We start from the raw sequence: 10,501 nt of genomic DNA, 5'->3' as shown, positions 1-10,501 counted from the left end.
ATTGGCGGCGGTAGCGGCGGCATCGCCTCACTCAACCGTGCAGCCAACTATGGCAAAAAATGCGCCATTATCGAAGCCAATCAATTGGGTGGCACTTGTGTGAATTTGGGCTGTGTTCCCAAAAAGGTCATGTGGTATGGCGCCCAAGTGGCTGAAGCTATCCATAAATATGCGCCAGATTATGGTTTTGATGTTGAGTTAAAAGGTTTTGACTTCCAAAAGCTGGTACAGAGCCGCCAACAATATATCGAAAACATTCACCGCGCTTATGATAACAACTTGGCCAAAAACGGCGTCGAAGTGATCAAAGGTTTTGCTAAGTTCGTCGATACCAATACCGTCGAAGTAAATGGCGAGCTGATTACCGCTGACCATATTTTGATTGCTACGGGCGGTCATCCGATTCAGCCAGATATCAAAGGCGCAGAATACGGCATCGACTCTGACGGCTTTTTTGCATTGAATCATTTGCTAAAACGCGTGGCGATTGTAGGTGCAGGATATATCGCTGTCGAGATCGCAGGCGTGTTAAACAGTCTGGGTGCCGAAGTGCATTTGTATGTACGCAAACACTCGCCACTACGTACGTTTGACCATACTATCGTAGAGACTTTGCTGATAGAGATGGAGCAAGCTGGCATTAAATTACACACCAACACGGTGATCAATGAAGTCAATAAAAATGACGATGACAGCCTCGATTTAACCACCAACGATGGCGGTGAAGACTGTATCGACACTGTTGACTGCTTGATCTGGGCGATTGGTCGCGCGCCATCAACAGACGGTATCAATCTGCAAGTGACAGGGGTCGAGACGACTGAAACGGGCAAAATCAAAGTCGATAAGTTCCAAAACACCAACGTCGATGGTATTTATGCGGTTGGCGATATTATCGAGAACAGCGTAGATCTAACGCCTGTGGCGATTGCCGCAGGTCGTCGCTTATCAGAGCGTTTGTTTAACAATAAGCCCAATGAGCACTTAGACTATACGTTGATACCGACCGTGATCTTTACCCATCCAGCTATCGGTACGATTGGGCTGTCTGAGATCGACGCGGTAGAACTCTATGGCAAAGAAAACATCAAGTGTTATACCTCAAGCTTTACCGATATGTATAGCGCGGTCACTCAACATCGTCAAAAATGCACCATGAAGCTAGTATGCTTGGGCGATGACGAAAAAGTCATTGGCCTGCATGGTATTGGTTTTGGCGTCGATGAGATGATTCAGGGCTTTGCTGTTGCGATTAAAATGGGCGCAACTAAGGCTGACTTTGATAATACGGTTGCTATTCATCCAACTGGTTCAGAAGAGTTTGTGACGATGCGCTAGACTCACTGTTTAACATTTCTCTTATTCTTAGCTATTATAAAAAAGGATGCCTTTTGAGCGTCCTTTTTTATTGTCAGTCTTGACGTAAGCATATAGCTTCGTAGGTCTAAAACTGGCTCATTACTTTTATATCGCACTGATGACTACTGTATTTTCTATAAATTATTTGCATTGAAAAATTTAAAGCAAGGCATACTGACAGCGCAATCCTGATGCTGTTATGATGCGATTAATACTGACCGTTGAGAGATGACTGTGTGGCAGGTGTACTTATTTATATTACCAATTGGGCTTGGCATTATGACGCTGGCAGCAAGCCTATTGTTTTTGTTCGCTTATCTGATGTCGGATGATAATGCCACGCGCTTGCCAGCATTTAACTGGTTCAAGCGCTTAATTATTGTGGCATTTATTCTTCTGAGTATTGGTCTATTTATGACTTTTGGACATTTTTGGGGTTGAGCGAGATAGAATATTTTTTAGTGTTTTTTACTAGGCCAACTTGATTAGCTAACGACTTTTTCTAGTTCTAATAGCTCTAAATCATCACGCTTTGGCTCGCCATTATTGCCATCGTTTGGAAACGGCATTTTATTACCATTGAACTGATAACCACGGCGCTGATAGTAAGCCAAAAGCTCAGGACGATGACTTAAGATAGACATGGTCAGACGGCTAGGCTGATTCAGTGACTGTAAGTGGCGATCTGCAAAGGTCTCGGCCGCTTGTAGTATTACATTGCCGACACCCTTCCCTTGTAGCACAGGATGTACCGCAAACATGCCGATATAGGCTTTCTTATTTGAGACAGCATCAGTTTTGATATCGACAGCGATACAGCCAAGTATTTCACCCGTTTCTTCTCCATCACGGTCGCCTGTCGTGGTTTTCGGATAGACAAAATAATAGTGATTAGGATCATTGATTACGGCAGCGAGCTCCGCTGGTGTGGTTCGAATACCACCGATCAAGTCAGCCTCATTAGTCCAACCTGCTGTCTCGCGATAGCAGCAGTTCAATAACTGCTCAAGTGCGCCAATATCATCCAATGTCGCTTCACGCAAAAATACCAACTCTTTATTAAAGTGGTCTGTTTTTATATTGCTGTTATTTATATTATTTTCGCTCATATTATAATTTTTCCTTTTCCGTCTATGTACAGTTGCATTCAAATAATTTCGATACAAGAAAACCGAGTGCAAGTGATACATTAGTATACTTAACAAGGATGACGATGTAGCGGATCTATATAGATTTAACTATAAAAAAACTGACTTAGATTACTAAGCCAGTCTAGGGGTATGTCATTAATTAGATTGTGAGGCTTAAAATGAGAAAAATTGTAGATAAACGAGGAAGAAATTGCCGTTAATATGAACATATTTGCAAGATTTCTGACGATGTTTAGCACAAATTTAGCCATTTTAAGACCACTAAATGTGTTCATGTGCTAATTGATGACATGCGCCAGATACTAATACTTATCAGTCTATAGTACTAGCGCGATAATGCATGCGCTTGCTCAATAATATCGAGCCCTGCATTAAGCTGAGCGCGTGTCGGTGCATGACCACGGCGTAATAGCTCGGAGAAGGCAACCAGCTCTTTATCACGTCCAAGCGTACTTGCTGCACTAGCTCGTGTATCCTCTCTTTCATCATCGAAGTAGTATTCGATATAATCATGCGTATCTGGCGTACCAAATAGGATATTGTAATCTGGTGTCGCGGCATGACCGCTATAGCGTAGGCTCTTGCCATATTGCATGGTCCAAAAGAAAGGAATACGCGCTTCCAGTGAATCGACACTGTCATCATTTAGGATTGCAGCTGCCGTGACCATGCCATGCTGCAGCGCCACGCGCCAATGCTCAATACGCATGCGACCCATCTGGTTGGTGGCTTTAGCGATATCACCCAACGCATAGACGCCATCGCGCAGCTGTAGATGCGCATCAACTTGTACGCCATCTGGATCGTTAACTCCGCTCAATATCTCTGTACGTGGAGACACGCCAGTACCCAATATCACGATATCGGCATCAATATGCTCACCATTCGCCAGCGTGACACCGCCTACATTTGAGAAAGCTTGGTTATTATTATCTCCATCCTTGTCCACTTGACGATCAACCTTAGTAATTTCATTGACGGTTGCGTCAAACACAAAATTGATGCCCTTCTCTTCATGTAACTTAATTAAGGCGTTACTCACCGTTTCAGAGACAATATTGCCCATCACACGGCTACCTTGCCCAATCACTGTGATAGAAGCTGTCGTGCCTGCTTGTGCTAACGCCGACGCGGTTTCCATACCGATAAAACCTGTACCAATGATTACCACGCGCTGATCATGACTGGCTGCTTTAATTAATTTGGCATCATTCATGCTGCGTAGCGTATATACGCCATCTATGTCAGCACCTGTAATAGGTGGTAAGTTTGGTTTAGCACCAGTGGCGACGACCAAGAAGTCTGCATTTTTTCGCTCGCTGTTGCCATCATCATCTTCGATGACGACGGTCGCTTTATTGGGTAGCACTTCGCTAACCGTTTGGTTAAGGCGTAACTCAATATTGTTATTATCTGCCCAATTGGCACCGCCCAATAGCAGCTTATCCTCGTCCATCTTACCTGCCAAAAACGCTTTGGATAATAAAGGACGGTTGTAAGGAGCCTTATCCTCTTTACTAATCAACGTAATCTTGCCGCCATAGCCACCCTGACGCAACTGGTCGGCTGTCATAAATCCTGCACCGCCCCCACCAACGATAATAGTATGGGTATCAGTCAATTTATCATTTTCGACCTGCCCGGTTACCTGAGCTGAGGTATTGACTGTCAGATTATCACCATCATGAGTCAGTTCATACTGGGTCAAGCCTTTAGTCGCTATCGGCTCTACTAGTGAGCCATCGCGACTATCAAAAGTCGCATGGTGCCAAGGACAGACTACCCGATTACCACAGCGTAATCCGTTACCCAAATCTGCGCCCGCATGTGGGCATTTGCCATCGAATGCACGGAACTCATCGTCATCGCGAGTGATTAAGATGATACTATCGTCTTCTTGCTTATATGATTTCATGCCACCGCTTGGGATATCCGCTTTACTGATGGTGACTGTGTTGATCGTTGCGTCGGTCATAATGCTTCCTTAACAGTTATAATAATGTCTAATGACAGCAGGTTGAAAATGACCGTAACCAACCAGACAAATTCAACTTATCCTATTATTTTTAATATGCTATGCATTGATAGTAGCAAGAGCGCCTCGCACACGATGTTTTTTTGTATGTTTGCTGCGTTGCAAAACGTAATTATGCGACTTTGCTTTCCGCACTCTTTTTATTTCTAATCATTATTAATAAACAAAATAAAAGACGACCTTATGACTTCTCAAGATAATCAAAACGAAATAACTATTACTTCTCAAGATAGTTTAGATAGCCAAGCTGCTACTATTGATCCAACAGCTAGTGAGCAAATTGATATGACTCATATGGATATTGCTGCTATTACAGATACTGCAAATTTGCCACAGCCAAGTTTGCAGCCGATACAGCAAGCGACTTATAAAGCCAATGCGACTGATTTTATCGTTAATGAGCTATTGCCATTAGACTTCACTGGTGAAGGTGAGCATTTATGGTTGCATATCGAAAAATCAGGCATGAATACTGCTTATCTGGCGAAACTACTGTCAGAGTGGGCAGACATTCCATTGCGTGATGTTGGCTACTCAGGGTTAAAGGATCGTCATGCGTTGACGACCCAGTGGTTTAGTCTACGCATACCAAAAAAACAATTACCGCCTACTGAGTTTGCACCAGTGGACATCGGCGAAAATGAGACTGTCACTATCCTTGCGCAGCACTGGCACAATAAAAAACTCAATCGCGGTACGCACCGTGCCAATCAGTTTGTTATTACTTTACGTGATATCCAGTTTGCGAGCGATGGTGACGAAAACGTTGATGACGGAAGTAACGCATCACCCGAGCAACTACTATCTGCAAAAGAGGCCGTCGAGCAGCATTTAACACGCATTGGCAAAAACGGTGTACCCAATTATTTTGGTCCACAGCGTTTTGGTCGTCAGGGTAATAACGTCAGAGAAGCCTTATCACTGTTTGCTCGTCCACCGCGAGAGCCTCGCCCGCAACCAAAAAAGAGCAAACGTAAGCGTGCCCCGCGCGAGCAAAATACGATGGAATTGTCTGCTGCACGTAGCTTGATATTTAATAAGATATTGGCAGCGCGAGTACGTGATGGCAGCTGGAATACAGGACTGGCCGGCGAGGTTTTTAATTTAGATGGCTCAGGATCGATATTTACTAGTGAGACACTAGATGATACGTTGCATGCTCGTATTGACAGTGGTGATATTCATCCAACTGCTGTGCTATGGGGCACGGGTAACGATAAAGTTACCGGTAGCGCTGCAGATTTAGAGTCCGAGGTAGTACAACACAGCCCCCTACTCATGCAACTAGCAACTGGATTAGAGCAGCGTGATATTAAGGCGCAAAGACGAGCGCTACGTCTACCGATTGAGGCGTTAAGCTGGGAATGGTCGGACGATCAGACACTGGTGTTAAACTTTACTTTAACTACAGGTAGCTTTGCCACAAGTGTGCTCGCAAGCTTGGTGCAGGAATTAGCGTCTTGATTGGATTAAATCGAAGTCTCAATTGGACCAATCAATAAAATATTAGCCATGCCGATAATACTTATACAGTGTTAGCGGCATGGCTGATCGTTAATAAATTAATGGCTAACGGCTTTTGTAAAGCGATTGCTTACCGCCTTCTTTTTCGGCCCACATCTCATTTGCACTGACAACTTGATTGCGACCACGGTGCTTGGCTTCATATAAGGCTTTATCTGCTGTGCTAATTAAACGTTGACAGATATCACTAGGCAGCTTTTGCATTGAGGCTATTTTACTTTCCGCGCGCTGAGTAGCAATTGGCTTGATAAGAGGTGACGTTCGAGCGACGGTCTTTTGCTGTGTGATCGTTTTGTAGCCTTGCGCGATACAATCTCGCTCTTCGTGAGTTAAGGTATATAACCCAAAGCTTGCTGTCACATTAAAATCAGCCAGACCTTCAATCTTCATGACATGTTCAGCAATATTTCGTCGTAATTGCTCGGCAATCATCATAGCACTATCATGCTTCGTATCTGGCATTACAACCAAAAACTCTTCGCCGCCGTAGCGACTAACGATCGACTCATCTGTTAATGACTGCGATAGCGTCTGTGAGATTTCAATTAGAACCTGATCACCTACATCGTGACCATAGTTATCGTTAATCTGTTTGAACCAATCCAAATCTAACAGCATGACGCTTAAGTCTTGATATTCTCGCACAGTAGCCAAGGCATACTTCATCTTTTTCAGACCGTAGCGACGATTTTTAAGCTGGGTAAGCTCGTCCTGATTGGCATGTAGAAGGGTCTCAAACCGACTATCATCTAACACCAATAGCAAAGCACGAAACATATAAACAATAAAAATCGCTTTTGGCAGCGCTAAATATAAATGCGTCGACCGCCAAAAAAATGCGGATGAACGCTGTAGCTCGCTGATACTATCCCAATTTAAGACGTTGTTTTCAAAAGCTAACGCAGCAACCGCATTTTCAGCGGCCATAATCTCGTTGTAAGTTAGATAGTTATGACTCTCAAGCATGGGATGAATAACGGTAAACTGGCGTAAATTGGGCAAACTGATACCAAAGTAAGGTGACATGATAGCTAATAACATCAAGATAATATGCAGCCAAAACATACGCCAAGCATAGCGGCGCCTGATCAACATCATACCTAGCATAGCAGCGCCGACGAGCGACACGCCTGCAAACAAACTGCTGTACCCTATCATCACAATAACAGTAGAAATGTAAGCGGTGTAAACTAAAACCAGAGCTATCTGCCATCGACTTAAAACAATTTCGTTGTCATTGCTCGAATGAAATAAGCCTTTGACCATGCATAAAAAGAATAGCCCGACGAAGCTAATCCCAAGCCATAATGGATATAAATAATGTATGTTCACATAGGTGTTTAACGCATCTTGCTGCCACCAGACATACAAGCACCAGAACCAATGCAATGACACTTCTAACACGATAAATAAGGCCATCAGCGATGTTCGGTCAGCAGCCTGCCACTCAAAAATCATTTGAGAGATTTTGTTGTAACCTAGATGGGATATCGATACAGCCATAGAAGGGCTACCGCAGAGAGTGTAAATACATTAAAAGGTATAAGTGCGTTGAATATATAAGCGCTAAAATCAAAGCCAAAGCATATTATCCGCTCTGAAATTTTCATATCAAGTGTTACAAGTTCTTGCCTTATTATCAATCTATTTTACGCATTTATTTCCCAATAATTTCTCTATGAATGTAATTATGTTTACTTACCCATTTTTGGCCTTATTCATCATGATAAATAAGGCCCTATCGCTACTGAAAATAACCTTATTAGAAGTAACTGTAACAAGGCAAATCCTACTCACTAAGCGAGCGTTGCAAAAGACTCCCAAATCCCTTGCTGATCATCATTTAAAATAGGGACATCGCCCAAACGTCGCCAAGGCATGTTACTACCATGAAAGTCACTACCAATAGAAGCCGCAAGACCATGCTCAGCGAGGCTACGGTCGACCATTCTGCGAGTACTAATCGGCTCGCTAGTAGCTGGTAGTTCACAAGCATCTCCGCCAAGCTGCGCAAACTCTTCGATCAGTTTACGCACGCGTGTCGCTGATAGTTGATATCGCGTAGGATGGGCGAGCACCGCTTTGCCGCCGCAAGCATGAATCAGCTCGATACCATGCTGCATCGTCAGCGCCTCAATTGCTACATAAGCAGGTTTGTTATCTGCTAGGTACTTATCAAAAGCTTTTTGAACGGTTTTGACTTCACCGCGCTCAAACAATACCTGTCCAATATGGGCGCGCCCGACTGCTTGTGGGTTGCCGCCTGCTTTATCGAGCACTGCTTGCCATAGCTCATCATAATTGATATCTAATAATTCACTCAATTTTTCAGCGATACGTTGACCACGAGTGGCTCGACTGTCTTGCAGTTGCTGTAGCGTTGCGTGCATTTTTTCGCGATCAGTAAAATCAAGTCCAAGTACATGAATAATTTTATTGGTAGATTTATTCTTTCCGTAACCACCGCTTAATGTATGTTCACAGCTGATTTCAACACCATTAATAATCTGCATATCGCAGGCACTGGCAGCGTCTCTCGCCTCATCAATCCCTGCCAACGTGTCATGGTCAGTCAATGCCAATACGTTGATACCCGCTGCATGGGCACGCTGTATGACCTCGGTCGGTGCGTAGGTACCATCTGAACAAGTACTGTGGCAATGTAAGTCAATTTTCATAAGCTGAGCCTTAAAGTGTTAAATAAAATAAGAGTGGAATAAAAGCTAGTGAGCAGACAGTCATTGTTACGATTATGTGCGTTGTAGTTTGTCTTGATGATTCTGTAGATTTAGCAGTTATCGGTGCTGTATTCGTGTTTATATTTGGCCAGTGGCATGGTCATCAGCCGCAATAAGAAAGTATTACTCTGTAGGTTGCGTATATCGCATGATTATCGTGTTGATTGCTTTTTTTTGGAGCGGTAGACGTGTAAACTACCCCATACGTTTTTGTTGGATATACCCTTTGCTATGAAAGCATTATTAGACTTTATTCCCTTAATTGCCTTTTTTATCGCGGCGCGTTATAACGGTATTTTAGCAGCGGCAGGGGCTTTGCTAGTCGCCACTATTATCGTTTACGCCATTCATTTTATTCGTCAAAAAGGTAAGTTTGATAAGCAGCAATGGGTTGTCTTATTATTAACGATTTTATTCTGCGGCGGCACATTACTGCTGCGTGATGATATTTATTTGCGTTGGAAGTCGCCCATTATCAATGGTATTTTTGCATTGACGCTATTCATCAGTGCAGCTATTAATAAGCCATTAATGCAGCTTGCTATGAAAGAGGTATTTACCCTGACGCTTAGCGGCTGGAAAAAGCTGACCGTTGCTTGGGCATTGTTTTTTGCCCTAATGGCTGTACTACATTATATCACAGCGTTCACAATGTCAGATGAAGCATGGATCAACTTTAAGACCTATGGCTGGATTCCAATTATGCTGGTTTTTGTTGTGGCTCAATTTGCTGTACTAAAAAAGCATCTCAACCCTGCCCTAACAGACAAAGCCACTAAATAGTTTCTGTTGCCTGGTCATAGCAGCAATCACTTTGTCGCTATGACGTTTATACTAAGCCCATATAAGCTCATCATTACTTTTTTATTATTCACTAAGGAAGTCTCATGTCTTTATTTGCAATCATTGGTCACGACGTGGCTAATAGCAGTGCACAACGTCTGATTACTCGTACTGAACATATTGAACGCCTAAAAGCACTGCATCAACAAGGTCGTCTCATTATCGCAGGCCCAACGCCTATCGAACATGGCAAGAGCGATATGTCAGGCAGCTTAATCATTGCAGACTTTGACTCTATCGAAGCGGCTCAAGCATGGGCAAACGATGAGCCTTACTTACGTGATGGCGTTTATAGTCATGTCGATATCAAACCATTTATTCAAGCATTGCCAGCGCCAACTGACAGTAATAATCAAGTAGCTGCATCGTGATCCAGAGAGTCTCTTTTTCACCTACCTGTTGCTACAAAAGTGCCCTGATTGGTCTCATGTTAGTGACAGCCGTTTCGGCGCAAGCTGCACCTGCTGCACCCATAACACCTGCTGTCGATGCACCCGATCCGACAGCAGTGCTGCCGTTGACTGGTCCAGTAGCGGCGCGCGCTTTGCCAACGAAAAACTCAGCGCTAGATATCAATGATACCTTGGCGGCACAGTTGCAACCATCTACTAAAGCATTGTCAGCTGCCAATCAAGAACTGCTCAGCCGTAATGCACAACTGCAGCGCCAAGTGAACGACTTGCAGACCCAAGTAAATGTCTTGGTTTACGAAAGTAAAGGACAGTTATTTCTATACGGTGCGTTTACCGTTTTGATCAGCCTATTAGTCGGTATTTTTGTCTCGTGGTTAGTATTTGTCCGTCGTGAGCGCTGGTAGTGTAAGCTTTGCTAGCACTGACTTGCATTACTCT

The 10,501-nt window shown here is 43.6% G+C and carries 10 protein-coding genes; 6 read left to right on the top strand and 4 right to left on the bottom strand.

Features of this window, described 5'->3' with window-relative positions:
- Window positions 1–1,338 (top strand): glutathione-disulfide reductase (gorA, locus tag B2863_RS01895; protein ID WP_296207151.1); only part of this gene is annotated, 1,338 nt, incomplete at its 5' end.
- A 300-nt stretch (window positions 1,339–1,638) separates the two neighbouring features.
- Window positions 1,639–1,800 carry a hypothetical protein gene (locus B2863_RS01890; RefSeq protein ID WP_296207149.1) on the top strand — a complete coding sequence of 54 codons (162 nt, stop codon included), beginning with the start codon at window positions 1,639–1,641 and terminating at the stop codon, window positions 1,798–1,800.
- 44 nt (window positions 1,801–1,844) lie between these two features.
- On the opposite strand, the gene B2863_RS01885 is transcribed toward B2863_RS01890, so the two are convergent.
- Together B2863_RS01885 and B2863_RS01880 are read right to left on the bottom strand one after the other, a co-directional pair.
- The gene (locus B2863_RS01885) at window positions 1,845–2,468 is read right to left on the bottom strand and encodes a GNAT family N-acetyltransferase (protein WP_296207147.1); all 624 of its coding nucleotides are present in this window, start codon (window positions 2,466–2,468) and stop codon (window positions 1,845–1,847) included.
- A gap of 367 nt (window positions 2,469–2,835) precedes the next feature.
- Window positions 2,836–4,485: an FAD-dependent oxidoreductase gene (locus B2863_RS01880; RefSeq protein WP_296207146.1), complete on the bottom strand. Its 1,650-nt coding sequence runs from the start codon at window positions 4,483–4,485 to the stop codon at window positions 2,836–2,838.
- A 345-nt stretch (window positions 4,486–4,830) separates the two neighbouring features.
- Between B2863_RS01880 and truD the strand changes: the two genes are divergently transcribed.
- On the top strand, window positions 4,831–6,009 hold the full coding sequence (gene truD / locus B2863_RS01875) for a tRNA pseudouridine(13) synthase TruD (RefSeq protein WP_296207155.1): 1,179 nt from the start codon (window positions 4,831–4,833) through the stop codon (window positions 6,007–6,009).
- 105 nt (window positions 6,010–6,114) lie between these two features.
- Here the strand turns inward: truD and B2863_RS01870 are convergent, their stop codons facing one another.
- Both B2863_RS01870 and B2863_RS01865 read right to left on the bottom strand, forming a co-directional pair.
- Complete coding sequence (locus B2863_RS01870; protein ID WP_296207144.1) at window positions 6,115–7,572, bottom strand: GGDEF domain-containing protein; 1,458 nt, start codon at window positions 7,570–7,572, stop codon at window positions 6,115–6,117.
- A 293-nt stretch (window positions 7,573–7,865) separates the two neighbouring features.
- Entirely contained in the window at window positions 7,866–8,747 is an 882-nt protein-coding gene (locus B2863_RS01865) for a PHP domain-containing protein (RefSeq protein ID WP_296207143.1), read from the bottom strand.
- Between the two features lie 291 nt (window positions 8,748–9,038).
- On the opposite strand from B2863_RS01865, the gene ispZ reads away from it, so the two are divergent.
- The 3 genes from ispZ (at window position 9,039) to B2863_RS01850 (ending at window position 10,467) form a co-directional block, all read left to right on the top strand.
- On the top strand, window positions 9,039–9,590 hold the full coding sequence (gene ispZ, locus B2863_RS01860; protein ID WP_191114131.1) for a septation protein IspZ: 552 nt from the start codon (window positions 9,039–9,041) through the stop codon (window positions 9,588–9,590).
- A gap of 104 nt (window positions 9,591–9,694) precedes the next feature.
- The gene (locus B2863_RS01855; RefSeq protein WP_296207140.1) at window positions 9,695–10,021 is read left to right on the top strand and encodes a YciI family protein; all 327 of its coding nucleotides are present in this window, start codon (window positions 9,695–9,697) and stop codon (window positions 10,019–10,021) included.
- A gap of 56 nt (window positions 10,022–10,077) precedes the next feature.
- Window positions 10,078–10,467: a hypothetical protein gene (locus tag B2863_RS01850; RefSeq protein WP_296207137.1), complete on the top strand. Its 390-nt coding sequence runs from the start codon at window positions 10,078–10,080 to the stop codon at window positions 10,465–10,467.
- The last annotated feature ends 34 nt before the right edge of the window (window positions 10,468–10,501 follow it).

Origin of the sequence: Psychrobacter sp. UBA3480, assembly GCF_002377945.1 — a bacterium.
Classification (GTDB): Bacteria; Pseudomonadota; Gammaproteobacteria; order Pseudomonadales; family Moraxellaceae; genus Psychrobacter.
This window is presented reverse-complemented; position numbering and strand designations above follow the sequence as displayed.

Excerpts from the sequence above, each read along its gene's own strand:
- truD (WP_296207155.1), top strand. The coding sequence starts at position 4,831 with ATGACTCATATGGATATTGCTGCTATTACAGATACTGCAAATTTGCCA.
- B2863_RS01855 (WP_296207140.1), top strand. The coding sequence starts at position 9,695 with ATGTCTTTATTTGCAATCATTGGTCACGACGTGGCTAATAGCAGTGCA.
- B2863_RS01865 (WP_296207143.1), bottom strand. The coding sequence starts at position 8,747 with ATGAAAATTGACTTACATTGCCACAGTACTTGTTCAGATGGTACCTAC.
- B2863_RS01870 (WP_296207144.1), bottom strand. The coding sequence starts at position 7,572 with ATGGCTGTATCGATATCCCATCTAGGTTACAACAAAATCTCTCAAATG.
- ispZ (WP_191114131.1), top strand. The coding sequence starts at position 9,039 with ATGAAAGCATTATTAGACTTTATTCCCTTAATTGCCTTTTTTATCGCG.
- B2863_RS01885 (WP_296207147.1), bottom strand. The coding sequence starts at position 2,468 with ATGAGCGAAAATAATATAAATAACAGCAATATAAAAACAGACCACTTT.
- B2863_RS01850 (WP_296207137.1), top strand. The coding sequence starts at position 10,078 with ATGTTAGTGACAGCCGTTTCGGCGCAAGCTGCACCTGCTGCACCCATA.
- B2863_RS01890 (WP_296207149.1), top strand. The coding sequence starts at position 1,639 with ATGACGCTGGCAGCAAGCCTATTGTTTTTGTTCGCTTATCTGATGTCG.
- B2863_RS01880 (WP_296207146.1), bottom strand. The coding sequence starts at position 4,485 with ATGACCGACGCAACGATCAACACAGTCACCATCAGTAAAGCGGATATC.